The sequence below is a fragment of the Actinorectispora metalli genome (genome assembly GCF_056323685.1).
The window spans coordinates 464,459-488,938 of record NZ_JBREYE010000002.1 but is presented as its reverse complement, the minus strand read 5'-3'; the positions used below and the strand labels follow the sequence as shown (position 1 = coordinate 488,938).

At 69.3% G+C, this 24,480-nt stretch carries 23 protein-coding genes; 17 read left to right on the top strand and 6 right to left on the bottom strand.

Annotation, left to right across the window (positions count from 1 at the left end):
* Positions 1-3 precede the first annotated feature (3 nt).
* A complete protein-coding gene (locus tag ACU6XJ_RS22400; RefSeq protein ID WP_476315118.1) occupies positions 4-1,821 on the bottom strand; it encodes a beta-propeller domain-containing protein in 1,818 nt (605 codons plus the stop codon).
* A gap of 434 nt (positions 1,822-2,255) precedes the next feature.
* Here ACU6XJ_RS22400 and ACU6XJ_RS22395 point away from each other — a divergent pair, with 434 nt between their 5' ends.
* Together ACU6XJ_RS22395 and ACU6XJ_RS22390 are read left to right on the top strand one after the other, a co-directional pair.
* The gene (locus ACU6XJ_RS22395) at positions 2,256-2,573 is read left to right on the top strand and encodes a hypothetical protein (protein ID WP_476315115.1); all 318 of its coding nucleotides are present in this window, start codon (positions 2,256-2,258) and stop codon (positions 2,571-2,573) included.
* A 367-nt stretch (positions 2,574-2,940) separates the two neighbouring features.
* The gene (locus ACU6XJ_RS22390; protein ID WP_476315112.1) at positions 2,941-4,125 is read left to right on the top strand and encodes a PucR-like N-terminal domain-containing protein; all 1,185 of its coding nucleotides are present in this window, start codon (positions 2,941-2,943) and stop codon (positions 4,123-4,125) included.
* 57 nt (positions 4,126-4,182) lie between these two features.
* On the opposite strand, the gene ACU6XJ_RS22385 is transcribed toward ACU6XJ_RS22390, so the two are convergent.
* Both ACU6XJ_RS22385 and ACU6XJ_RS22380 read right to left on the bottom strand, forming a co-directional pair.
* Positions 4,183-5,220: an LLM class F420-dependent oxidoreductase gene (locus tag ACU6XJ_RS22385; protein ID WP_476315109.1), complete on the bottom strand. Its 1,038-nt coding sequence runs from the start codon at positions 5,218-5,220 to the stop codon at positions 4,183-4,185.
* Between the two features lie 23 nt (positions 5,221-5,243).
* Entirely contained in the window at positions 5,244-5,813 is a 570-nt protein-coding gene (locus tag ACU6XJ_RS22380; protein WP_476315107.1) for a PadR family transcriptional regulator, read from the bottom strand.
* Between the two features lie 68 nt (positions 5,814-5,881).
* Between ACU6XJ_RS22380 and ACU6XJ_RS22375 the strand changes: the two genes are divergently transcribed.
* Entirely contained in the window at positions 5,882-6,286 is a 405-nt protein-coding gene (locus ACU6XJ_RS22375) for a nuclear transport factor 2 family protein (RefSeq protein ID WP_476315104.1), read from the top strand.
* Here the strand turns inward: ACU6XJ_RS22375 and ACU6XJ_RS22370 are convergent.
* The gene (locus ACU6XJ_RS22370) at positions 6,283-6,912 is read right to left on the bottom strand and encodes a maleylpyruvate isomerase family mycothiol-dependent enzyme (RefSeq protein WP_476315101.1); all 630 of its coding nucleotides are present in this window, start codon (positions 6,910-6,912) and stop codon (positions 6,283-6,285) included. The two genes, ACU6XJ_RS22375 and ACU6XJ_RS22370, sit on opposite strands and share 4 nt — an antisense overlap.
* A 110-nt stretch (positions 6,913-7,022) precedes the next feature.
* Between ACU6XJ_RS22370 and ACU6XJ_RS22365 the strand changes: the two genes are divergently transcribed.
* Together ACU6XJ_RS22365 and ACU6XJ_RS22360 are read left to right on the top strand one after the other, a co-directional pair.
* Positions 7,023-7,994, top strand: coding sequence for an NADPH:quinone oxidoreductase family protein (locus tag ACU6XJ_RS22365; RefSeq protein ID WP_476315098.1), 972 nt, complete (start codon positions 7,023-7,025; stop codon positions 7,992-7,994).
* A gap of 22 nt (positions 7,995-8,016) precedes the next feature.
* Positions 8,017-8,463 (top strand): cupin domain-containing protein, encoded by a 447-nt coding sequence (locus ACU6XJ_RS22360; RefSeq protein ID WP_476315095.1) that lies wholly within the window; start codon positions 8,017-8,019, stop codon positions 8,461-8,463.
* On the opposite strand, the gene ACU6XJ_RS22355 is transcribed toward ACU6XJ_RS22360, so the two are convergent.
* On the bottom strand, positions 8,438-8,671 hold the full coding sequence (locus ACU6XJ_RS22355) for a hypothetical protein (RefSeq protein WP_476315092.1): 234 nt from the start codon (positions 8,669-8,671) through the stop codon (positions 8,438-8,440). The two genes, ACU6XJ_RS22360 and ACU6XJ_RS22355, sit on opposite strands and share 26 nt — an antisense overlap.
* A gap of 194 nt (positions 8,672-8,865) precedes the next feature.
* Here ACU6XJ_RS22355 and ACU6XJ_RS22350 point away from each other — a divergent pair, with 194 nt between their 5' ends.
* The 10 genes from ACU6XJ_RS22350 to ACU6XJ_RS22305 all read left to right on the top strand — a co-directional run bounded on the left by ACU6XJ_RS22350 (position 8,866) and on the right by ACU6XJ_RS22305 (position 22,080).
* On the top strand, positions 8,866-10,095 hold the full coding sequence (locus ACU6XJ_RS22350; RefSeq protein ID WP_476315089.1) for a PucR-like N-terminal domain-containing protein: 1,230 nt from the start codon (positions 8,866-8,868) through the stop codon (positions 10,093-10,095).
* Between the two features lie 36 nt (positions 10,096-10,131).
* Positions 10,132-10,920, top strand: a complete 789-nt coding sequence (locus tag ACU6XJ_RS22345; RefSeq protein WP_476315086.1) for an IclR family transcriptional regulator — start codon at positions 10,132-10,134, stop codon at positions 10,918-10,920.
* 138 nt (positions 10,921-11,058) lie between these two features.
* On the top strand, positions 11,059-12,054 hold the full coding sequence (locus ACU6XJ_RS22340) for a quaternary amine ABC transporter ATP-binding protein (protein ID WP_476315083.1): 996 nt from the start codon (positions 11,059-11,061) through the stop codon (positions 12,052-12,054).
* Entirely contained in the window at positions 12,051-14,000 is a 1,950-nt protein-coding gene (locus tag ACU6XJ_RS22335; RefSeq protein WP_476315080.1) for an ABC transporter permease, read from the top strand. The genes ACU6XJ_RS22340 and ACU6XJ_RS22335 overlap by 4 nt, the downstream gene beginning before the upstream one ends.
* Positions 13,997-14,944 (top strand): ABC transporter substrate-binding protein, encoded by a 948-nt coding sequence (locus ACU6XJ_RS22330; RefSeq protein WP_476315077.1) that lies wholly within the window; start codon positions 13,997-13,999, stop codon positions 14,942-14,944. The genes ACU6XJ_RS22335 and ACU6XJ_RS22330 overlap by 4 nt, the downstream gene beginning before the upstream one ends.
* Before the next feature lie 155 nt (positions 14,945-15,099).
* Complete coding sequence (locus tag ACU6XJ_RS22325) at positions 15,100-17,526, top strand: GcvT family protein (RefSeq protein ID WP_476318579.1); 2,427 nt, start codon at positions 15,100-15,102, stop codon at positions 17,524-17,526.
* A 3-nt stretch (positions 17,527-17,529) separates the two neighbouring features.
* Positions 17,530-18,744, top strand: a complete 1,215-nt coding sequence (locus tag ACU6XJ_RS22320) for a sarcosine oxidase subunit beta family protein (protein WP_476315074.1) — start codon at positions 17,530-17,532, stop codon at positions 18,742-18,744.
* Positions 18,745-18,759: 15 nt separating this feature from the next.
* On the top strand, positions 18,760-19,014 hold the full coding sequence (locus ACU6XJ_RS22315) for a sarcosine oxidase subunit delta (protein ID WP_476315071.1): 255 nt from the start codon (positions 18,760-18,762) through the stop codon (positions 19,012-19,014).
* Entirely contained in the window at positions 19,011-21,611 is a 2,601-nt protein-coding gene (locus ACU6XJ_RS22310) for a 2Fe-2S iron-sulfur cluster-binding protein (RefSeq protein WP_476315068.1), read from the top strand. Before ACU6XJ_RS22315 ends, ACU6XJ_RS22310 begins: the two co-directional genes overlap by 4 nt.
* Positions 21,601-22,080: a sarcosine oxidase subunit gamma gene (locus tag ACU6XJ_RS22305; protein ID WP_476315065.1), complete on the top strand. Its 480-nt coding sequence runs from the start codon at positions 21,601-21,603 to the stop codon at positions 22,078-22,080. The genes ACU6XJ_RS22310 and ACU6XJ_RS22305 overlap by 11 nt, the downstream gene beginning before the upstream one ends.
* On the opposite strand, the gene ACU6XJ_RS22300 is transcribed toward ACU6XJ_RS22305, so the two are convergent.
* Positions 22,070-22,930 (bottom strand): endonuclease/exonuclease/phosphatase family protein, encoded by an 861-nt coding sequence (locus ACU6XJ_RS22300; protein WP_476315062.1) that lies wholly within the window; start codon positions 22,928-22,930, stop codon positions 22,070-22,072. The two genes, ACU6XJ_RS22305 and ACU6XJ_RS22300, sit on opposite strands and share 11 nt — an antisense overlap.
* A gap of 126 nt (positions 22,931-23,056) precedes the next feature.
* Here ACU6XJ_RS22300 and ACU6XJ_RS22295 point away from each other — a divergent pair, with 126 nt between their 5' ends.
* Both ACU6XJ_RS22295 and ACU6XJ_RS22290 read left to right on the top strand, forming a co-directional pair.
* Complete coding sequence (locus tag ACU6XJ_RS22295; RefSeq protein ID WP_476315059.1) at positions 23,057-23,638, top strand: TetR/AcrR family transcriptional regulator; 582 nt, start codon at positions 23,057-23,059, stop codon at positions 23,636-23,638.
* Positions 23,639-23,689: 51 nt separating this feature from the next.
* A complete protein-coding gene (locus ACU6XJ_RS22290; RefSeq protein ID WP_476315056.1) occupies positions 23,690-24,469 on the top strand; it encodes an inositol monophosphatase family protein in 780 nt (259 codons plus the stop codon).
* The last annotated feature ends 11 nt before the right edge of the window (positions 24,470-24,480 follow it).

Below are 24,480 nucleotides of genomic sequence, written 5' to 3'. Positions count from 1 at the left end.
GGGTCAGAACGGCAGCCAGGCTCGCTGGCTGAGTGTGGCCGGGTCGCTGACCTGGAAGCCCGCGTCCGAGAGCGTCCAGAGGTCGTCGCCGATCACCATTGCCCGGCGCAGCGACGGCCGATAGCCGTTGCGGTCCGCGGGGTGGGTGGCTTCGCCGATGGAGCTGAACCCGCCCTCGGCGACGCGCAGGACCAGCGCGGACTGGCCCGCCGATTTGGCGATCGGGACGACCAGCAACCCGGTGCGGGGCCAGTAGAGGAAGGCATGCGGATCGTATTCGGCCTCGGAATGCGCCCCGGGAACCTGGTGCTGGGCCAGCCGACGCGGGGCCGCGGGGTCGCTGACGTCGAACAGGGACACCTGGGCGCCGAGCACCCTGCCCTGGTCGTTGGCCTCCTGGCCGACGCCGATCAGCCTGCCCTCGCCCGCGGGATGCAGGTACGCCGAGTAGCCGGTGATCTTCAGCTCGCCGGTCACCCTCGGTTTCGCCGGGTCGCGGAGGTCCACCGTGTACAGCGGGTCGGTCTGCCGGAACGTGACCACGTAGGCGGTAGGCCCGATGAATCGGACCGAGTAGATCCGCTCGCCGGGGCCGAGGCCGGTCACCTTGCCGATCGGGGTGAGGGTCCGGTCGCGGTGGGCCAGCACGGTGACCATGCTCTGCGACCGCGGCACATCGGGGCGGGCGCCGGGGAACGCGTCGGTGGTGGTGGCCACGCGGAGGTGGCCGTCGTGCTCGGACATCGAGTACTGGTTGAGCAGGTGGCCGTCCACGCTGCCGGAGGCCACATGGCGGGGTGGGCCGGGCTGGGACACGTCGAACCGGTGGATCTCGGTGCGTTGCGCCGCGGCCACCCGCGAACCGGTGGCGGGTCGGGCTATCGCGGACCCGTCATCGGCGACGTAGAGGTTGCCGGCGTTGCCGTAGACGGTGTTGCCGTCGCCCACGATGGACACCGGGTCGCCGGTGCCCAGCTTGTCCTTGAGGTTGATGCTCAGCACGGTCAGCATCGACATCGCCGAGTAGTTCTCGGAGTGGCTGATCCGGCGGCAGTCGGTCAGCCTGCCCTCGCTGCGGGCGCCGTCCTGCTCCAGCGTGTACCGCGGCACCCAGTCGTCGATCACCGAACGCCGGATCGCCTCGCCTGCCAATGGCATCCGCGGGACGGGCAGGTGCAGGCGCGGCGTCGAGCGGACCACCACGCGGGCGATGTCGCCGGTCTGCCGGGCGTCCAGGTAGCCGCCGTCCAGCGCCAGCGTGCCCAGCACGCGCGGGCTCTCCGCCAGGTCCACGAGCACCAGCTTGGACTGCATCGGGATCAGGCCGTCGGTGAGCTCCTGCGGATAGTCGACGTTGCTGCCCGACACCACCAGTGCCCGGTCACCCGCGGTGAGCAGGCCGGTGGGGGCGCCATCCAGTTCCAGGGTGCCGGTGACGCGGCGGGAGGCCACGTCCACCACGCGCAGCGTGCTGTCCACGATGCTGACGATGCGGCGGCCGTCGGTCTTGACCAGGTCCGGCTCGTCCACTCCGGACTCGTGGGTATTGGTCGTGGAGTGATCCGGTGTCGCCGCGGTGTCCTGCCTGCCCGCGGCACCTTCGGCGCTGAGCGGGACCGGGAAGCCCCAGCGGCTCGGAAAACCGTAGGAGCCGATATGGGCGGTGGCGGCGGTTTTGAGGCCGCTCAGCAGGTCGTCGCAGGAGTCGAAGGCGACCAGTTCGACCGGCTGCGCGGACGACGGTGGCGGCGGTGCCTGCGCGGGCCAGGTGGAGGTGACCGCCGAGCCCGTGCACAGGCCCGCGACCACGAGAACGGCCATTCCCGTGCGCACCCACCGTGATCCGTTGTCCGACAGCATGTCCTGAGGACGTCGGAGATGTCCTGTTCGGTTGCACGCAGGAATGAAGCAATCGGACCGAAGTCCGGTGGGTTTTTACAGGAAACACCGCAGACAATAAGGTCGCATTGCTCAGCGGACGATAACGAGCAGGTCTCGGGTGTTATACCTCAACAGAGAACACTACTCCGAAAGAGTGAAGCAAACTCGCGGTCGAGCCGTGCCCTGGGCCTGGTTGCCATTTTTGATACCGTTTTTCCAACGGCGGAGACAAAGGTTGCCCCCCTCGACTTTGTTTCCGCCGTCGGGACCGGTGGCCCTCCTCCCCCTGGCCACCGGTCCCACACCCATAAAATTGAGCGCTCATCCCCGATCGCCGAATGAGCTTCCGTGCAGAAGATCGGAGCACACTCACCGTGCCGAGAACGGAACACCATTCCCCATCGAGAGCGAACAGGACAGCACGACGGCACATATGGGAGCTGGATTCGACCAGCGGCTTCGCACATGCCTTTCCCCGCCACGAAGTCGAGCGGGACGACGTCGATCTGACCACCACGATCACCAGCGTATGCGGGATCACCCTGTCGCTCTGGCTGGGTCTCGCCATCGCGGGCGAGGACGCCCGGCGCTGCCTTTCGTGCAGGTTGGCGGTGGACCTGCCGGACTCCTACGCACCTGGCGGAAACCCGCCATTCGACTGGCTTCCAGCCTTCCTCAGCGGCGAGACCTGATATCGGAGGAAGTTGCTCTCCGACAATGGTTTCACGCCTTTCCAGTGGAACACCATCGTCGAGAGCGCACATCTTGGAGAGTTCAAGCTTTTCCTGCCGAATGCGAGCCCGAGCATTTTCCGGCGTGGTGAATCATTTTCCACATGCCTGATGAAGATGCCACCGACGCACTGATGCGTCGTTCCACCTGCACCGTTCTTCACGTGTCTCGGTGCGATGAATCAAACCGAATAGTCGCCATTACCCGCAGATCACGAATCGGTATTGTTGCGCCATGTCGAATCATCGAGACATCCCGCATCGTCCCGCCCATATCCGGACACAGGTAACGAGCGGACGACTCAAACCTGTGCAGCCGGACCCGGCGATGAGCAGGGCCAGCAAGCTGTGGGCCGCGCTGCCGCCCGATCTGGCCCCGCTCTACCGGGCCCACTCGCAGCGGATCGTCCACGACATGGTGCGCGAGGTGCAACGCAACGTACCCGAGTACAACCGGCAGTCCACGAGCTACCGAGAGACGATGCTGACCGTCGCCGAGCAGGCGGTGCTGCACGTGCTGGACAACTTCGGCAACCCCGAACAGGACCAGGACGGCTGGCAGGAGTTCGTGCGCGGTATCGGGCGAATCGAGTTCGCCGAGGGCCGCAGCCTGGAGGCCTGGCGGCGCGGGTGCCGGATCGGCGGGCGGGTCGCCTGGCGGCATGTGGTCGCCCTCGGCCGGGCCGTGGGTGCTTCCTCGGACCTGCTGTTCCTGATCGGCGAGGCGATCTTCATCTACATCGACGAGCTCACCGCGCTGGTGGTGGACGGATACGCGGGCGCGGAGGCGACGGCGGCGGCCTCCAAGGAGCGCCGACGTCGGCGACTTCTGGAGGTGCTGGTCGCCGAGCCACCGGCCGACCCCTCGTCGCTGGCCGAGCTTGCCGAGGAGGGCCGCTGGGAACTGCCCGCGACGATCACGGTCGTGGCGTTGGAGCCGCCCGCCGACCGCGTCACCGTGCAGGGGCCGCTGCTGCCCGACGAGGTGCTGCCGAACCTGGACGGTCCCGAGCCATTCCTGCTCACCCCGCATCCGGAGCGCCTGTTACCCCTGCTGGCCGAGGAGTTACCCGGCTGGCGGGCCGCGGTCGGCCCTGAGGTCGCGCTGGCCGAGGCGGCGCGGTCGCTTCGCCTGGCCCGTCGCGCGCTTTGCCTCGTGCGCCGCGGGATCATCGGTGAGGTGCCGGTGGTCCGCTGCGCCGACCACTTCGTCACCATCTGGCTGTTCACCGACGAGTGCCTGACCACCCAGCTGTCCCAGCGCAGCCTGGCCCCGCTGTCGAAGCTGCCCTTCAACCAGCGCAAACGCCTTTCCGACACGTTGCTGTGCTGGTTGCAGAACCGCGGCAGCGCCCCGGAGATCAGCAAGAACCTCGGCGTGCACCCGCAGACGGTGCGGTATCGGATGAACCAGCTTCAGGAGATCTTCGGCGAGCGCCTGAACAACCCGGACGACCGCTTGGAGTTGGAGATCGCTCTCCGTGCTCAGCGTCTGCTCGCAGGCGTTCTTTGACGCCGCGGCTTTCGCCACCGGAGGCCCGGAATCGGAGCTTCCGGTGGCGAAAGCTCCTCAGATCAGCGAGCGAAGGCGTTCGATCAGCCTGACCCGGCCCTCTCGGTCGGCGGCCAGCGGCGTGACGTTGAGCGTGGTGACACCGGCCTCGGCGAAGGCGGCGATGCGTTCGCGCACATAGCTTTCGGGGCCGATCAGCGAGGTGGAGCGCACCAGGTCGTCGGGTATCGCGGCGGCGGCCTCGTCCTTCTTGCCGTCCAGGTAGAGGTCCTGGACCGTTTTGGCCTCGGCCTCGAAGCCGTAGCGGCAGGCCAGGTCGTTGTAGAAGTTCTTGCCGCGGGCGCCCATGCCGCCGATGTAGAGCGCGAGCATCGGCCGCACCCCGTCCAGCAGCGGGTCGACGTCATCACCGATGGCCAGCGGGGTGCCCGCGTAGATGTCCAGTTCGCCCAGCGCGGGGTCGCGCTTGGCCTTGCCCTCGGCGAGCGCGTCGCCCCAGGCGGCGGCGGCCTTCTCGGGGTAGAAGAAGATCGGCTGCCAGCCCTCGGCGATCTCGGCGGTGAGCGCCACGTTCTTGGGACCGATGGAGGCGAGCACGATCGGAATCCGCTCCCGCACCGGGTGGTTGATCAGCTTGAGCGGCTTGCCCAGCCCGGTGCCCTCCTCTGCTGGCAGCGGAATACGGTAGTGCTTGCCCTGGAAGTTCACCCGCTCCCGCCGCCACACCTGGCGGCAGATCTCCACGATCTCCCTGGTGCGACCCAGCGGGGCGTCGTAGCGGACGCCGTGGAAGCCCTCGATCACCTGCGGCCCTGACGCGCCGAGGCCGAGGGTGAACCGGCCGTTCGAGACGTAGTCCAACCCGGCGGCGGTCATCGCGGTGAGTGTGGGGGTGCGGGTGTAGATCTGGAGGATGCCCGAGGCCAGTTCGAGGCGTTCGGTGCGGGCGGCGAGGTAGCCGAGTTGGCTGACCGCGTCGAAGGAGTAGGCCTCCGGCACGAACGCGATGTCCAGACCGGCGCGTTCGAGGTCCCCGGCCTCATCGGCGGTCTCGGCGAATCCGCCGCTGTAGCTGAGCATGGTCCCGATGCGCATATCGGCCTTCCCTTTACTGACGTTCATTGGGGCACTCGCGGTGACTGTCGTTGACGGAGCACGCCCGCGGCCCAGCGGCACCATTCGGCGTTCTCCTGCTCGAAGCGCCTGCCGCGCAGGCAGGTCAGGTACGGACCGATGCGGCGGCCCGCCCGCAGGAACTCGTCCTCGTCCATCTCGCCCCGCAACCGGCGCAGCAGCGCGTCCAGCACCTCCACCCTGCCCGCCGCGATCTCGGCGCGCTCGGTGAGCTGGGCGATCACCTTTGCGGCGTCGACGAGGTCGACAGCCTGCACCTTGACCAGCAGGTCGTCCCGGACGAATGACGGCTTGGCGGCGGTCGCGGCGAAGCGCTCCAACTCGGCGAGGCCCGCCTCGGTCACGGTGAAGACGCGCTTGTTGGGGCGGTTCTCCTGGATCACCTGCCGCCCGGCGACCAGGCCTTCCTTCTCGAGTTTCGCCACCTCGAGGTAGACCTGCTGCGGCAGGGCGTGCCAGAAGTTGGACACGCCCGCATCGAACGCCTTGGCGAGCTGGTAGCCGCTGTACTCACCGTCCAGCAGCGCCGCCAGCACGGCATGCCGCAATGCCATCGCAGATCCTCCGGTGGAGACTATAGTCAATTTCATGACTAGTCGCATCGTTGACTAAGGAGAGCGTCATGAGCACCGTCGACCACTTCCGGACCGCCGTCGAGCAGCGTGACCAGGCCGCGCTGGAGCCGCTGTTCACGCCGGATGTCCGGTTCTTCAGCCCGGTGAAGTTCACCCCGTTCGAAGGCCTGCCGATGGTGCTCGGCGTCTTCGACGTGCTGCTGCGGCGGGTGTTCGAGGATTTCCGCTACGTCGGCGAACTGGGCGGCGCCGTCGAGGGGTCGGACGCGCACATCCTGGTGTTCCGGGCGACCGTGAACGGCAAGGAGATCCACGGGATCGACCTGCTGCGGCTCAACGAGCAGGGACTGATCAAGGAGTTCACCGTGATGGTGCGCCCACTGTCGGCGGTGACGGCGCTCAGCGACGCGGTGCTGGCGGGCCTGATGGCCGAGGGCCTGGTGCCGAACTAGCGCAGCACCGGCAGCGGAGACGCCCCTCGGCCGGTGGCGGCCTCGATCAACTCCACCGCGGGCGCGATCTCGGCGAGCAGCAAGACGGTGTCGGTGAGCGCCGCCGTCGGCACCTCGGGCGCGAGCCCGAGTGCGCGTTGCGCGTCGAGCAGGTGCACGACGCTCTCCATCAGCACGATCCGCAGGGCCTCGACGAGAGTGATCACCTTGCCGGACATCGGCCACGGGAAGACCAGATCCGCGCGGGTGCGGCGGAACTGCTCCAGCGCGCGGGCGCCCTGCACCCGGAAGCGGGCGACGAGTTCGGGGCGGTCGGTTTCGGCCGCCGCCGCGGTCATCTGCTCCGCGATCGTGTCGGCCTCGGTGTGCGCGGCACCGCCGGGGGCGTTGAAGCCGCGGAGGACGTCCACCGCGGTCACCGGGGTGCCCGGCGCGTCCTCCCGCGGCCAGTCCCCGGACATGAACAGCGGGAAGCCCGAGGCGTGCGCGAAGACCGCCGACACGTCCCAGCCCTCGCAGCGGGTCGGCGTCCGCCACTGCTTCTCGGTCAGGCCCTCCCCCAACTCGGCCCAGACCTGCCAGGTCTCCTCGAGCGCGGTCACCCTCGCGCGGTACACCTCGTCCACGAAACCGAATGTGCCACATCGGGGCCTGCAGCGTCGGCGATTTTCGCCTCCCCTGGGCACGGTTGCTACTCACTGGTTAAGTTGAGGTCCCCGGTGTGAGAGGCAGGCGGATGCGCGCGGTACAGATCACCAGGCTGGACGGCCCGGCGGCCGTGGAGATCGCCGAGGTCCCGGAGCCCGAGGGTGCGGACGCGGTGATCGTCGAGGTGCACGCGGCGGGTGTCGCGTTCCCCGACGCGCTGCTGTCCCGAGGCCTCTACCAGTACAAGCCGGAGCTTCCCTTCACGGTGGGCAGCGAGTTGGCCGGGGTGGTGCGCAGCGCGCCGGAGTCCTCCGGGTTCTCCGCGGGCGACCGCGTGCTCGGCCTGACCGGGTTTGGCGGCGGCATCGCCGAGGTGGCGGCCCTGGCGCCGCAGATGGTGTTCGCCCTTCCCGACAGCGTGTCGTTCACCGCGGGCGCGGGCCTGCTGTTCAACGACCTCACCGTGCATTTCGCGCTGGTCCAACGTGGACAGTTGCAGCAGGGCGAGACGGTGCTCGTACACGGCGCGGCGGGCGGCATCGGCACCTCGACCCTGCGGCTGGCCGGTCCGCTCGGTGCCGGGCGCACGATCGCGGTGGTCAGCACGGAGGAGAAGGCCGAGGTGGCGCGGAAGGCGGGCGCCTCCGATGTGGTGCTCACCCGCAACTGGCTGGCCGAGGTCAAGGACCTGACCGAGGGGCGCGGGGTGGACATCGTGGTGGACCCGGTCGGCGGCGACCGCTTCACCGACAGCCTGCGGTCGTTGGCGCCAGGTGGGCGGGTGCTGGTGCTGGGCTTCACCGGCGGCGAGATCCCGACCGTGAAGGTCAATCGCCTGCTGCTGAACAACGTCGATGTGCGCGGGGTGGGTTGGGGCGCCTGGTGGCTGACCCGGCCCGGTTACCTGGCGGAGCAGTGGTCGCAGGTGGAACCGCTGCTGGCCTCGGGCGCGATCGCCGCGCCGGACCCCGTGGTGTATCCCTTCGACCGCGCGTCGGAGGCCATCGCGTCACTGGAAGAACGGGCCGCGCTGGGCAAGGTCGTGGTTCAGGTTCGCTGATCGCTACACGCTGGGGGAAGGCATGCGCGTCCGGATCGGGATGCTGTTGTTGGCGCTGGGTCTGTCTGCGACGGTGATCACCGCGTCGGCCCAGGAGGGCACCAAGCCGGTGGTCACGCAGCTTGCCACCGGTGTGCAGGACGAGAAGGTGAAGGTCAAGGTCGATGGACCGGTCCAGGTCGACCTGCGCAAGCTGGTCTTCCCGCCCGGATCGTCGACCGGGCTCCACTGCCACCACGGACAGCTGATCGCGGTGCTGGAACGCGGCACGCTGACGGTGTACGCACCGATATTCCCCGGCGGGTCACGGGTATTCCGGGCGGGCGAGAGCCTGGTGGAGGGCCGCGGGTACATCCACGAAGGCCGCAACGAAGGCACCGGGGACGCGGTCCTGTGGGTCACCTACGCGACACCGCTGGGTAAACCGCAGGCGGAGACCGACCTCAGCCGCTGCGCACGAGGTGATTGATGGTCGCGACGTCGACCGAGAACAACTCGGCGAGTTCCGCGACGGAGTACTCGGCGGTGCTGTACATGCGCAGCAACTGCTGCCGCTGCGCACGGCCGAGTTCGGACTCGGCCGTGCCCGGCAGATAAGCGGGCGGCGCGAGGTAACCCGCCGGATCTTCGACGTCGGGTGGTTCGCTCAGGACGACCTCCAGGATGGACCCGCTCATCATGGACCCCCGGACGTCATCGCCTTGGATCGGCTGACATAACGCTCCGGCCTCGCAACAATCATTCCCCCAAATACGTAGGCCACGTACGTAGTTCTCACGATGGCCGGATACGGCATTTGGGGCAAGGTTTCGGTGCTGTTACAAGGTGGCCAACGTTGGTCGCCTCAGTCGGAAACCCCGGGAGACGAGCCATGACGAGCACGATTCCGATGGTCGCCGGGCAAGGCGTCCAGGCGATGAGCGCGACCGGTCCGCTGCCCAGGGCGCTGGCCCAGGGTTTCCGTCCCCATGCCGGGCAGCTTGCCCGCAACATCATCACCGGTGTCCGCCAGTCGGTGCCCGAGTACGCGTCCCCGCTGGATGGACCGTTCGCGGAGGTGCTGATCGCGGCGGTGCAGGCGGCGATCCTGCGGTGTATCGACTCGATCGTGATTCCCAACGCGCCGCGCGAGGACTCCACCCCGATGTTCCGCGACCTCGGCCGCTCCGAGTTCCACGAGGGCCGGTCGATGGACGCGCTGCGCGCCGCGTACCGGGTTGGCGGTCAGATCACCTGGCGCCACCTGTCGGCCTACGCACGGCACCACCGCGTGACACCTGATGTTCTTTCACGTTGTGCTGAGGCGATTTCCGCTCACGTCACGAAGCTTTCAGAGCTCTCCGCCGAGGGCTACGCGCTGGCCGCGTCCGAGCCGACCGGTCCGTTGGCGTCCCGCCGCGAGCAGCTTCTGCGGCTGCTGCTGGCCGAGCCCTCGGTCAGCGACAGCACCCTGACCAGCGCCGCACAGGCCGCGAACTGGCAGGTGCCCGATATCGTCACCGCGGTCGCGCTGCGTCCCATGCCCGGCAAGCAGCCCACCGCGACCCACCTGGGCGGCGCGATCCTGATGGATCTTGGCGGCCCGCAGGCCTGCCTGGTCGCCCCGGCCGGTGACCCGGCGCTGGAGACCCTCGCCGAGACGCTGCCGGGCTGGCACATCGCGATCGGCCCGTCCGTCCCGCTGGCGGAGGCCCCGGCGTCGCTCCGCCTGGCCAACCGCGCGCTGGACCTGGCGGGCCGCGGCCTGATCCCGGACCAGGCGGTGGTCGACTGCGCCGAGCACGCCACCACTCTGACGCTGTTCACCGACCACTCGCTGATCGACCAGCTCATCGAGCAGCGGTTGGCGCCGCTGGACGAGGTCACCGAGCGCCAGCGGCACCGGATGCTGGTCACGCTGCGGGAATGGCTGGCGACCAGGGGCCGGGTGGCCGACATCGCGGCCAGTCTCGACGTGCACCCCCAGACCGTGCGGTACCGGATGCACAAGCTGGTTGAGCTGTTCGGCGACCAGCTCAACGACCCCCAGGCCCGTTTCGAACTGGAGATCGCCGCGCGGGCCAAGCTGATGCTGGGCACCCGCGCCGTCGCCTCGGCCTGAGACCCCACAGTTCAAGTAGGTGCATACTGTTGCACCATGAGCAACAGCATGGCCGGCGGTAGCTCGATTCAGTCCGTGGATCGAGCACTGACGGTGCTGACCCTGCTGGCCAAGCACGGCGAACTGGCCATCACGGAGATCGCCAAGAAGCTGGACGTGCACAAGAGCACGGCGTTTCGCCTGGTGGCCACGCTGGAGCAGCACGCACTGGTGGAGCAGCGCACCGACCGGGGCAAGTACCGCCTCGGTGTCGGTGTGCTCCAGTTGGCGGGGGCCACCACGGCGAAGCTGGACCTGGTGCAGCAGGCCAGCCCGGTGGCGCAGCGGCTGGCCGAGGTGGTGGGCGAGACGGTGAACGTCACCGTCCTGTCCGGCCACGAGGCCCTCTATGTCGACCAGGTGGCGGGCTCGGCGGCCCTGCACCTGCACAACTGGGTCGGCCAACGCATCCCCCTGCACGCCACCTCCAACGGCAAGGTCCTGCTGGCGGGACTGTCCGACGAGCGCCTTGGCGAACTCACCGCCCGTCCCCTGCGGCGGTTCACCGAGCGGACAATCACCAGCCCGGATCTGCTGCGCGCCGAGATCGGGCAGGTCAGGCGCGACGGCCACGCCACCGCGGTGGACGAGTTGGAGATCGGCCTGACCGCGGTCGCGGCGCCGATTCGATCCGCCGACGGCAAGGTGACCGCCTCGATCAGCGCCTCGGGGCCATCGTTCAGAATTCCCAGGGACCGTGTTCCGCTGGTGGCGGCGCAGGTGCGGGCGGCGGCCGCGCAGGTCTCCGCGCGCCTGGGCTGGCACGGTGAACCCGGTGACGAGTAACCGGAACGCAACATCGCGCAGGCTTGACTGTGACCTGAAGCTCAATAATCCTGTTTCACGTACAGAGTCATAGTGCGCAATACGCAACAATGCGTGGTTGGCTCACCGGTTCGCCAGACCACTCCTGAAGAGGTGACCGTGGCCGCACCGAGTTCGGTTGTCGAGACGTTGACCAGCGACGATACCTGCCCGGCCATTGCCGTCCGCGGCCTGTCGAAGGTCTTCGGGTCCGTCACAGCGGTCCGGGACATCAGCTTCGAGGTGGCGCCGGGGGAAGTGTTCGTGGTGATGGGGCTGTCCGGCTCCGGCAAGTCCACGCTGGTGCGCTGTCTGACGAGGCTGATCGAACCGACCGCGGGTGAGGTGCTGTTCGACGGCGAAGACATCCTGCGGGTCAATCAACGGCGGTTGCGGGAGTTGCGCCGCGCCAAGTTCTCCATGGTGTTCCAGCATTTCGGGCTGCTGCCGCACCGCAGGGTGATCGACAACGTCGCCTATGGGCTGGAGATCCGCGGTGTTGGCCGGGCCGAACGGAACCGGCGGGCCGGGGAGGTCATCGACCTGGTGGGGCTGGCGGGCAACGAGCAGTCCTATCCGGATCAGCTGTCCGGCGGGATGCAGCAGCGGGTGGGTCTGGCGCGGGCGCTGGCGGGTGACCCCGATGTCTTGTTTTTCGACGAACCGTTCTCCGCACTTGATCCCCTGATCAGGCGAGAGATGCAGGCCGAGGTGATCCGGCTGCACCACGAGGTGGGCAAGACGATGGTCTTCATCACCCACGACCTGTCCGAGGCGCTCAAGCTCGGGGACCGCATCCTGATCATGCGCGACGGGCAGCCGGTGCAGTTGGGCACCGGGGCCGAGTTGGTCGGGGCGCCCGCGGACGACTACGTACGTGACTTCGTCCGCGATGTGCCCCGCTCGCATGTGCTCACGCTGAAGTGGATCATGCGCCCCGTGCGGCCCGACGATCTGCTGGACGGGCCCGAACTGGGGCCGGAAGTCGTGGTGCGGGAGGCGATCCGGGCGGTACTCGCCGCCGACCGGCCGGTGAAGGTCGTGCAGGAGGGGCAACTGCTGGGCATCGTCAGCGACGAGGAGATCCTCGCCATCGTCGCCGGTGGCGCCTCATGACCAGCGCCCCCGCGCTCTCCCGCGTGGTGGCCCGCCCCACCCGCGGCGCGGTGGTGGCCCTCATCGTGGCGGCGTGGCTGCTGCTGTGGCCGCTGCTGCGCGGGATCAACACGCTGCCGCTCGGCGCCGCCGAACTCACCGCGCTGCACCACGCCCTGAACGACCTCAACGACGCGATCGGCGCCGGCCGCAACAGCAATCCGCTCTTCCTCTACTTCTTCAACGAGATCCGGCTCGTCATCGACGAGTTCGTCACCCTCATCCAGGCGCTGATCTCCGAACCGTCCTTCGGCCGCCCTCTGCCGCTCATCGGCTGGCTGGGCGTGCTGGCGCTGGTCGGCTACATCTCCTACGCGGTCGCGAACCTGCGCGCCGCGCTGCTCGCCGTCGCGGGCTTCGCCTTCCTCGGACTCCAGGGCCTGTGGGTGGAAAGCATGGACACCCTCGCCCTCACCACCGCGGCCGTGGTGATCGCGCTGCTGATCGGCATCCCGCTGGGCATCTGGGCCGGGCTGTCCGACCGGTTCAACCGACTGGTCACCCCGCTGCTGGACTTCATGCAGACGATGCCCACCTTCGTCTACCTCGCGCCGCTCACGCTGTTCTTCCTGATCGGACCGGCCTCGGCCACCATCGCGACGCTGATCTACGCCGCGCCGCCCGCGATCCGGCTCACCGCCCACGGCATCCGCTCGGTGCCGAGGGAAACCGTGGAGGCCAGCGAGTCGCTGGGCGCCACCGGCAGGCAGACGCTGGTGAAGGTGATCCTGCCCGCGGCCAAGCGCACGATCGTGCTGGGCGCCAACCAGACGATCATGGCCGCACTCGCCATGGTCACCATCGCCGCCCTGATCGACGCACCAGGCCTGGGCAAGACCGTGATCAAGGCACTGCAAACGCTGGATGTGGGCACGGCGTTCAATGCGGGCCTCGCGATCGTGGTGCTGGCGATCGTGCTGGACCGCGTCACCACCGCCGCGAGCAACCGCGCCGAGCAACGCCGTCCGGACAACCGTTGGGTGCTGCCTGCGGCCGCGGCGCCGGTCGGGGTGGCGGTGTGGTTCTCGCACACCTACGTCTGGGCCGCTGAGTTCCCGGCCGACTTCTCCGTCGGCCCGGTGATCGCGCAGGTCACCACGCAGGTCACCGACTGGGTGCAGAGCAACCTCTCCCCCCTCACCACCGGCCTGAAGGACGCCGTCACCGCGGTGTTGATCGACCCGCTGCAAGCGTTGCTCACCGAGTCGCCGTGGTGGCTGGTCGCCGCGGTGATCGTTGCGGTCTCCGCCGTCCTCGGCTCGGTCCGCGCCGCGATCGTCTCCGCCGCGTGCCTGGCGCTGCTGGTCGGCACCGGGCTGTGGTCGGACAGCATGGCCACTCTGGCCGCGACGCTGGTGGCGACCGCGCTGGTGATGGTGCTCGGCGTCGCGGTCGGCGTGTGGATGGGCCGCAGCAGCCGGGCGGACCGCCTTGTCCGGCCCGTGCTGGACGCCGGTCAGACCATGCCCGCCTTCGTCTACCTGGTGCCGTTCCTGGCGTTGTTCGACGCCAGCCGGTTCACCGCGATCGTGGCCGCCATCGTGTACGCGGCCCCGGTGGCGATCAAGATTGTCGCCGACGGGGTGCGGGCGGTCTCGCCGACCACCGTTGAAGCGGCGACCGCCGCCGGGTCCAGCCCGTGGCAGACGATCACCAAGGTGCAGCTTCCGATGGCGCGGCGGGCGCTGACGCTGGCCACCAACCAGGGGCTGATCTACGTGCTGTCCATGGTCGTGGTGGGTGGCCTGGTCGGCGCCGGGGCGCTGGGCTACCACGTGGTCGCCGGGTTCTCCCAGGGACAGCTTTACGGAAAGGGCCTGGCCGCGGGCCTGGCGATCGTGCTGCTCGGCGTAATGCTGGACCGCATCACGCAGTCGGCGGCACAACGGGAAATGGAGGTCCGATGATCAGGTGGCTGCGCACGGGCGTCGCCCTGGCGACCGCACTGGCACTGGCAGGCTGCTCCGGCGCGAAAGTCGGCGACACCGGTGGCGGCGCCGCGGGGCAGTGCGGGGAGTTCAACCTCGCCGTGAACCCCTGGACCGGCTACGAGGCCAACGCCGCGGTGCTCGCGCATATCGCGGAGACCAAGTTGGGCTGCAAGGTGACGAAGAAGGATCTCAAGGAAGAGGTCGCCTGGCAGGGCTTCGGCACCGGCGAGGTGGACGCCGTGGTGGAGAACTGGGGCCACGACGACCTCAAGAAGAAGTACATCGACGACCAGAAGACCGCCGTCTCCGCGGGGTCGACGGGCGTGAAGGGCGAGATCGGCTGGTACGTCCCGCCGTGGCTGGCGCAGGCCCACCCCGACATCACGGACTGGACCAAGCTGAACTCCTATGCGGCGATGTTCCGCACCTCCGAATCCGGCGACAAGGGCCAACTGCTCGACGGTGACCCGTCCTTCGTCACCAACGACGAGGCGCTGGTCAAGAACCTCGGTTTGAACTACAAGGTGGTCTACGGCGGCAGCGAGACCGCGTTGATCCAGGCCTTCCGCCAAGCCCAGGAGCAGCGCAAGCCGGTGATCGGCTACTTCTACTCCCCGCAGTGGCTGTTCGTGGAAATCGACCTGGTCCGGGTGAAACTGCCGCCCTACACCCCCGGCTGTGACTCCGATCCCGCGAAGATCGCCTGCGACTACCCCGAGTACGACCTGGACAAGATCGTCAGCAAGAAGTTCGCCGACGCGGGCGGGCCCGCGTTCCACCTGGTGCAGAAGTTCCGCTGGACCAACGAGGACCAGAACGCGGTCGCGCGGTCGATCGCCGTGGACAAGCTCTCCCCCGAGGCCGCGGCCAAGAAGTGGGTCGACGCCAATGCCGAGAAGGTCAAAGCCTGGCTCCCATAAACCCTGCTGTCCCTGCCTCGGCGGCCGCGCGAATCCTCGTGCGGTCGCCGAGTTCGTTTGTGACCTGTCAGCCGCTTGACACCGGACAGAGCGACAGCCACGCTTGTTGCGTCAGATGAGTGGTGTTGCGAATAGTGCACCATTGGAGGATGGCGATGGCCGGACCGCGGGTCGTGATCGTCGGGGCGGGGGTCGTCGGGGCAGCACTGGCCGACGAGCTTTCCGCGCTGGGCTGGACGGACCTCACCGTGGTGGACCAGGGACCGCTGCCCGCCCCCGGCGGCTCGTCCTCGCACGCGCCGGGGCTGGTGTTCCAGACCAACCCGTCCAAGACCATGGCCGAGATGGCGCGCTACACCGTCGAGAAGCTGTGCTCGCTCGACGTCGACGGCGACCCGTGCTTCCTCCAGGTGGGCGGGCTGGAGGTGGCGACCACCCCGGAGCGGCAGGCCGAACTGCACCGCAGGCACGGCTGGATCACCGCCTGGGGAGTCGACGCCCGCGTGATCGACCCCGCCGAGTGCCACCGGCTGTTCCCCCTGCTGGACCGCGACGGTGTGCTGGGCGGTCTGCACGTCCCGAGCGACGGGCTGGCCAAAGCGGTCCTCGCGGTCACCGCGCAGCTTCGACGCGCACGGGACCGCGGCGTGCGGGTACTGGACCGCACCGAGGTCACCGACATCCGCACCGGCAACGGCCGCGTCACCGCGGTGGTCACCGACCGCGGCGAACTGCCCGCCGACATCGTGGTGTGCTGCGCCGGCATCTGGGGCCCCAAGGTCGCGGGCATGATCGGCATGACGTTGCCGCTCACCCCGCTGGCCCACCAACTCGCCTGGACCGGTCGAGTCGCGCCGCCGACGAGCCAGGAGGCGGTTCACCCGATCCTGCGGCACCAGGACGGGGACCTGTACTACCGGGAGCGCTTCGACACCCTCGGCATCGGCTTCTACGGCCACCGCCCGATGCCCGTGGACGCGGCCGACATCCTCGGCGTCGACGCCGCCGAGGTGATGCCCTCGGTGCAGCCGTTCACCGAGGAGGACTTCGCCGAGGCCTGGCACCTGACCCGACGGCTGCTGCCCGCCACCCGCGAGGCCAAGATCGAGGAGGGCATCAACGGCCTGTTCTCCTTCACCCCCGACGACTTCCCGCTGCTCGGCCAGTCCCCCGAGGTGCAAGGCTTCTGGGTGGCCGAGGCCGTGTGGGTCACCCATTCCGCCGGCGTCGGCCGCGCCATGGCGGAGTGGCTGTTCGACGGCTACTGCTCCTCGTTCGACCTGCACGAATGCGATGCGAACCGCTTCGAGCCGCATCAGCTCGCGCCCGACTACGTGCTCGCCAGGGACTGCCAGAACTTCGTCGAGGTCTACGACATCAAGCACCCGCTGCAACCCATGGAGCACCCGCGCCCACTGCGCACCAGCCCCTTCTACCCGCGTCAGCGGGAACTGGGCGCGTTCTTCCTGGAGGCAGGCGGCTGGGAGCGCCCGCACTGGTACGAGTCCAACGCGGGGTTGGTGGCGGGCCGCGAGATCCCCACACCTGACGAGTGGGCGGCCCGCTACTGGTCGCCGATCGTGGCGGCCGAGGCGCAGGTGACCCGTGAGCGGGTGGCGCTGTACGACATGAGCGCCCTGAAGCGGCTGGAGGTGTCCGGTCCCGGCGCCGCCGCGTTCCTGCAGACCATGACCACCGGCGATGTGGACAAGAGCGTCGGTTCGGTGGCCTACTGCCTGCTGCTCGACCACGACGGCGGCATCCGCGGCGATGTGACGGTGGCGCGGGTGGCGCGCGAGGAGTTCCAAATGGGCGCCAACGGGAACCTGGACCTGGACTGGCTGCGCAGGCACCTGCCCGAGGACGGCTCGGTGCAGGTCCGCGACATCACGGCGGGCACCTGCTGCCTCGGCGTCTGGGGACCCCGCGCCCGCGACCTCGTGCAGCCCCTCACCCGGATGGATCTCACCCGGCTGAAGTACTTCCGCGGGGCCCGCGGTCACATCGGGCACGTACCGGTGACCGCCCTGAGACTGTCCTATGTGGGCGAACTCGGCTGGGAGCTCTACACCACGGCGGACCTGGGCCTGAAGCTGTGGGACACGCTGTGGGAGGCCGGGCAGGAGCACGGCGTGATCGCCGCGGGTCGCGGCGCGTTCAACAGCCTGCGCCTGGAGAAGGGCTACCGGTCCTTCGGCACCGACATGACGTATGAGCACGACCCCTACGAGGCGGGGGTCGGCTTCGCGGTGAAGCACGCCAAAAGCCATTTCCTCGGCCGCACCGCCGTGCTCGACCGGCAGGAGCGCGTCGAGCGCAGGCTGACCTGCCTGACCCTGGACGACCCGAACGCCGCGGCGCTGGGCCGCGAACCGGTGTTCCACGACGGGGCCTGCGTCGGCTACGTGACCAGCGCCGCCTACGGCTACACGGTCGGCACCGGCATCGCCTACGCCTGGCTCCCCGCCCGGCTGGCCACACCCGGCACCGGCGTCCACATCGGATATTTCGACCGGCGCCTGGCCGCGACGGTCGCGGCAGAGCCCCTGTTCGACCCGACGATGACACGACTGCGGGGGTAGGCGATGAAGCTGCCCGAACACCCGGATTGGCTGTGGCGCGACCTCCCCGAGCCGCGGGCCTCCTACGACGTGGTGATCGTCGGCGCGGGCGGCCACGGCCTGGCCACCGCCTACTACCTGGCCCGCAACCACGGCATCACCGACATCGCGGTGCTGGAGAAAGGGTGGCTGGCGGGCGGGAACATGGCCCGCAACACCGCGATCATCCGCTCCAACTACCTGTGGGACGAGAGCGCCGCGATCTACGAGCACGCCCTCAAGCTGTGGGAGGTGCTGCCCGCGGAGTTGGACTACGACTTCCTGTTCAGCCAGCGCGGGGTGCTCAACCTGGCGCACACCCTCCAGGACGTTCGCGAGGGCAACCGCAGGGTCAACGCCAACCGCCTCAACGGGATCGACGCCGAGTGGCTGACGCCCGACGAGGTGCTGAAGGTCTGCCCGATCGTCAACACCTCGACCGACGTCCGGTACCCGGTGCTCGGCGGCACCTGGCAGCCCAGGGCGGGCATCGCCAAGCACGACCACGTGGCGTGGGCGTTCGCCCGCGCCGCCGACGCCCGCGGCGTCGACCTGATCCAGCACTGCGAGGTGACCGGCTTCCTCCGCGACGGCGACCGCGTGGTCGGGGTGCAGACCGACCGCGGCCCCATCCGCGCGGGCCGGGTCGCGCTGGCCGCGGCGGGCCATTCCAGCGTGCTGGCCGACACGGTCGGGCTGCGGCTGCCGCTGCAAAGCCACCCGCTGCAGGCGCTGGTGTCCGACCTGCTGGAACCGGTGCACCCCACCGTGGTGATGGCCAACCATGTGCACGCCTATGTCAGCCAGGCGCATAAGGGCGAGTTGGTGATGGGCGCGGGCATCGACGCCTACAACTCCTACGGGCAGCGCGGTTCGGCGCACGTCATCGAGAACCAGATGGCCGCCTCGCTGGAGCTGTTCCCGATCTTCGCGCAGGCCCATGTGCTGCGCACCTGGGGCGGCATCGTGGACGTCACGCCCGACGCCTCTCCCATCATCGGCCCCGCGCCGCTGGAGAACCTGTTCCTCAACTGCGGCTGGGGAACCGGCGGTTTCAAGGCCACCCCCGCCGTCGGCTGGGTATTCGCGCACACCATCGCCACCGGTGAAACCCATCCGCTGGCCACACCGTTCGGCCTGGAGCGCTTCACCACCGGCGCGCTCATCGACGAACACGGCGCCGCTGCCGTCGCCCACTGAAAGGGAGGCACTTCGATGCTGTTGATCACCTGCCCCTGGTGCGGTGCGCGCGAGGAAACCGAGTTCCGCTACGGCGGCCAGGCCCACGTGCCCTACCCCGCCGACCCGGAGGCGCTGTCCGATGAGGAGTGGGCGCGGTACCTGTTCTTCCGCGACAACCCCAAGGGCCGCTTCGCCGAGCGCTGGGTGCACACCGCGGGCTGCCGCCGCTGGTTCAACACCGTGCGCGACACCGTCACCAGCGAGTTCCTGACCGAGGGGGCGTCATGAGACTGCCTTCCGGGGGCCGCATCGACCGGTCCGCGCCGCTGCGCTTCCGGCTCGACGGCACCGACTACACCGGCTACCGCGGCGACACGCTGGCCTCGGCGATGATCGCCAACGGCCTGCTGCGGGTGGCGCCCTCGCTGTACCGCAGGCGGCCCCGCGGCATCTTCTCCGCAGGCGTGGAGGAGCCCTGCGCGTTGGTGCGGGTGGACGGCGAACCCTCGTTGCCAGCGACCACGGTCGAGCTCACCGACGGGCTGAGCGCCGCCACCCAGGGCGCCATCGGCCGTCTGACCAGCACCGATGTGGGGCGCTACGACAAGATGCACGTACACACCGACGTGCTGGTGATCGGCGGTGGCCCCGACGGTCTGCGCGCCGCGCTGGCGGCCTCGGAGGACGGTTCGCGGGTGATGCTGATGGATGACCAGCCCGAACTCGGCGGCGGCCTGCTGGCCGAGCCCTCCCCCGGCGACTGGCTGCCCGAGGCGGTGGACGTGGTGTCATCGCGGCCGGAGGTGCGCATCCTCAACCGCGCCAGCGCGTTCGGCTATTACGACAGCAACTATGTGGTGATCGCGCAGCGCACGCGCCTGTGGCACGTCCGGGCCCGACAGGTCGTGCTGGCCACCGGGGCGCATGAGCGGCCGATGGTGTTCGCCGACAACGACCGCCCCGGCATCATGCTGGCGGGCGCGGTGCGCACCTACGTCAACCGCTACGCCGTACTGCCCGGCCGCGACGCGGTCGTCTACACCACCAACGACAGCGCCTACGCCGCCGCGTTCGACCTGGCCCGCGTCGGAGCCTCCGTCGCCGCGATCATCGATACCCGCCCCGAGCCGCCCGCGGACCTGGCCGAACAGGCCGCCATGCTGGGTATCGCGGTGCTCTCGGGTGTCGTGGTCGGCACCGAGGGCACCGACCGGATCACCGCGGTGTCCACACCGGACCGCACGATCCCCTGCGACCTGCTGGCCGTGTCGGGCGGCTGGAACCCGGCGGTGCACCTGTTCAGCCAGTCCCGCGGCACCCTGCGCTGGGACGACACCCGCGCCGCGTTCGTGCCCGACCGGGCGGCCCAGGCCACCCGGTTCGTGCTGCCGGGTCGGCGGGAGTCGCCGCAGCGCCCGGTGTGGCTGGTGCCCGGCGATCCGCACACCCAGTTCGTCGACCTCCAGCGCGACGCCACCGTCGCCGACGTGCGACGCGCCATCGGGGCGGGCATGCGCTCGCCCGAGCATGTCAAGCGCTACACCACCATCGGCACCGGCGCCGACCAAGGCCGCACCTCCAACGTGCTCGCACTGGGCGTGATCGCCGAAACCCTGGGCCTGGCCTCCCCCGGCGAACTGGGCCCCACCACGTTCCGACCGCCGTACGTGCCGGTGTCGTTCGCGTTGATGGCGGGCCGCGACCAGGGCACGATGCTCGACCCGATCCGGGTCACCCCCATCCACCCGTGGCACGTCGCGGCGGGCGCGGTGTTCGAGGACGTCGGCCAGTGGAAGCGGCCCCGCTACTACCCTCGTGCCGACGAGGACATGGAGGCGGCGGTCCTGCGGGGATGCCGCGCCGCCAGGACCGGTGTCGGCATCCAGGACGCGTCCACCCTGGGCAAAATCGAGGTCGTCGGCGCCGACGCGGGCGAGTTCCTCAACCGCATGTACACCAACGCGTTCAAGAAGCTGCCAGTCGGCTCCTGCCGCTACGGGCTCCTGTGCAAGGCCGACGGGATGGTGTTCGACGACGGCGTCACGCTGCGGCTGGCGCCGGACCGCTTCCACGTCACGACCACGACCGGCGGCGCGGCGCACGTGCTGGACTGGTTCGAGGAGTGGGCGCAGACCGAGTGGCCTGACCTGGACGTGCGGTTCACCTCCGTCACGGAGCGGTGGAGCACCATCGCCGTCGTGGGCCCCGGCTCACGGCGGGTCATCGCCGAGTTGGCCCCGGACCTCGACGTCACTGTCGAGGCGTTTCCGTTCATGACTTTCCGCGACACCGTGCTGCACAACGGCATCCCGGCGCGGATCGCGCGGATCTCCTTCTCCGGGGAACTCGCCTACGAGGTCAACGTCGCCGGTTGGTACGGCCTGGCCACCTGGGAGGCCCTGCTGGCGCTCGATCCCGGCATCACCCCGTACGGCACGGAGACCATGCACGTGCTGCGGGCCGAGAAGGGCTTCCCGATCGTCGGGCAGGACACCGACGGCACAGTCACCCCGCACGACCTCGGCATGTCGTGGATCGTGTCCCAGCGCAAGGAGTTCGTCGGCAAACGCTCCCTGCGCCGTCCCGACACCGCGCGCTCCGACCGCAGGCACCTGGTCGGCCTGCTGCCGCTGGACCCCGACGAACTGCTGCCCGAGGGCGCGCAACTGGTCGCCGAGGCGGCGCCGCGCGTCCCGATGCTCGGTCACGTCACCTCCAGCTACCGCAGCGCGGTGCTGAAGCGCACGTTTGCCTTGGCGCTCATCGAGAGCGGCCGCGAGCGCATCGGCGAGACGGTGCTGGCGCCGCTGACCGACCGCACGATCGCCGCGCGGATCACCGAGCCGGTGTTCTACGACCCCGAAGGAGCCCGCCGTGACGGTTGACTCGCTGCGCCGCAGCCCCTTGGCCGACCATCCGCTGGCGCCCGGCATCACCGAGATCCCGTTCCTGCCCATGGTCGTCATCCGCACCGGCACCGACCTGCCCGGCCCCGGCACGGCGGTGACGGACGGCGCCTGCTCGGTGCTGTGGCTGGGCCCCGACGAATGGCTGGTCGTGGGCGACCAGGGTGCCGTCGCACTGGACGGCGCGGTGGACGTCTCGGCGAACCGCACCGTCATCGAGTTGCGCGGCCCGCACGCCAGGGAGGTGCTGGAGAAGGGCTGCACCCTCGACCTGCACCCCAGAGCGTTCCACAGTGGACGGTGTGCGCAGACCAATCTGGCCCGCGCACACGTCATCCTCTGGCAGACCGCCGACGACCCGGTGTACCGCCTGCTGGTCCGCGGCTCCTTCGCCTGCTACCTCGCCGACTGGCTGGTCGACTCGGCGCAGGAGTACCTCACATCGTGAACGTGGTCAACACCGCGAGGTGGTCCGACGGCCAGTCCGACCGGCCCTGCCCGAAGGTGGTTGACGCGGTGGCGTCCAGGGTGGAGCCCTTGTACATGATGAAGTCGATCCGGTCCTGCGGCTCGGCCTTGTTGTAGTCGTCGTTCCATTTGTAGACCGGCGACCAGGTGTTGCCGGGGCTGTTGACCTCGCTGGGGTTCACCTCGCGGTAGGAGTCCCAGTACCCGCCGTCCCAGAACACCTTGGTGGCAGGCCACTGCACCACGGACTGGCAATGCACGCTCTTGGTCTTCTCGGTCCAGTCCAGCTGCGACGGCGTGTTCAGGTCACCGGTGATGATCGCCGCGCTGGAGCCCGCCCACCGCACGATGTCCTCCGCCTGCTTCTTGCGGGTCTCCTCATCGGCGTAGATCACCGGGTAGCTGTCCCAGTCGAAACAGGCGTTGTACGGCCCGTACTTGCGGTAGTCCAGGTGCACCGAGTACATCCAGACACCCTGGATCTTCGCCGCGATGGCCTGCGCCCCACTGGCCCAGGACCCCTTGTCCACACTGGTGATCGCGAACCGGCTGATCACGTCGATGTCGTAGCCGCTCTCGGTGTAGTTCCAACCCAGCTTCTGGGCGATGGTCTTGGCCTCGCCGTTGCGGACCTCTTGGAGCCCGACCACATCGGCGCCCGAGTCCTGGATCGCCCGGACGATCTTGTTGATCCCGTCCGGCACCTGACTGCCGCCATGCCAAGCGTTCAGGCTCATCACCTTGAAGGTGGTGGCCGCGCCCGACGACGCGGGCAGCACCAGGCTCGCGGCCAGCGCCATCACCAGCGCCACCAGCCCACTTCGCTTCATGTCTCAACTCCTCAGCAGGGGGATGCGAAGATTTACCCGCATTCGTGTACAAATGTCCACACTTGTGCACGATGCGGAACAGACCGGGGATGGACGGCCAACACCAGGCAAAGGAACACTGTCGCCATGGCGAAGATCGCGGGCAGACGGCTGCGCGGCCCCAACGACCCGGAGCGGCGCGACCGCATCGCCCGGGCCGCCATCGCCGTGGTCGCCCGCCACGGCGTCGAGGGCCTCACCCACCGCAAAGTGGCCGCCGAGGCAGAGGTCCCCCTCGGTTCGACCACCTACCACTTCGCCACCCTCGACGACCTGCTCGCCGTGGCCCTGCAGGAAGCCGCCGAGGAGAACATCCGCCAACTCCGCGAGTGGGAACGGACCCTCGCCGAGGACGCCGACTTCGCCCGCGCGATGACCGACCTGACCCTCACCTCGGTCACGGACCAGCACGAGAAGACCCGAGTCGGCTACGAGCTGTACGTCGCCGCCCTGCACCGCCCAGCCCTGCGCCCCGCGGGCGCCGCGTGGGACGAGGCCCTCACCGACATCTTCTCTACCCGCACCGACCCCCTGACCGGCCGCCTACTCTCCGCCCTCTTCTGCGGCCTCCTCGTCCAAGCCGCCCTCAGCGACCCGCTACCGACCCCCGCCGCAATGGAAACCCTGTTCCGCCGCGCGATTCACGGACCTGAAAAACACACGCGATAACCTCAAAGCCCAGCGATCTTCGCTGAGCTCACCCACTGACAAGCTGGTGGGGTGATCACTTCCGAAGAGCTGGTTGAGGTGGCGGAGCGGTGTTGTCGGGAGGCGGCGGGGCTGCTGCGTGAGCCGGTGGCTGTGGCGGCGAAGGGGCGGTTCGACCAGGTCAGCAGCGCGGATGTGCGGGTCGAGCGGTATCTGCGGGACGCGTTGCGGCAGGCGGTGCCCGGGTCGGCGGTGGTGGGTGAGGAGCTTGTGGCGGCCCCCGGGCAGGGCGTCACCTGGTATGTGGACCCGATCGACGGGACGCGCAACTTCGTGCGGGGCCTGCCGATCGCCTGCATTTCGGTGGCGGCGGCGGTCGGTGGGGAGCTTGTCGCGGGCTGTGTGCTGGACCCGTTTCGGGATGAGGTGTTCACCGCCGGGCGCGAGGTGCCAATGCGGGTGCGGTCGGGTGGGCTGCGCCTGGTGCCGGGCGGCAGTCCGCGGCCGATTGTGTTGACTGATATTCCGTTGCCGGACAGTGACCGTCACGGCGAGATGGAGTTTCTGGGCGAGTTGCTGGCGCGGGCGGATGTGCGGCGGCTGTACTCGACCGCGCTGGCGTTGGCGTGGGTGGCGGCCGGGCGGGCGGATATCGCCTGCAACCTGGGCATCAAGGCCTGGGATGTGGCGGCGGGCGCGGTGTTGGTGCGTGCGGCGGGCGGGGTGTTCACCCCGGTGGGTGGGGACGAGACGGTGGTGGGGGCGCCGGGGTTCGTCGCATCAGGACCCGGCGCTGGGCCGCTTACGGGGTGGATCACCGAGCGGACGCGCGGGATCATGCGGCGGGACTAGGCGAGGAGGCG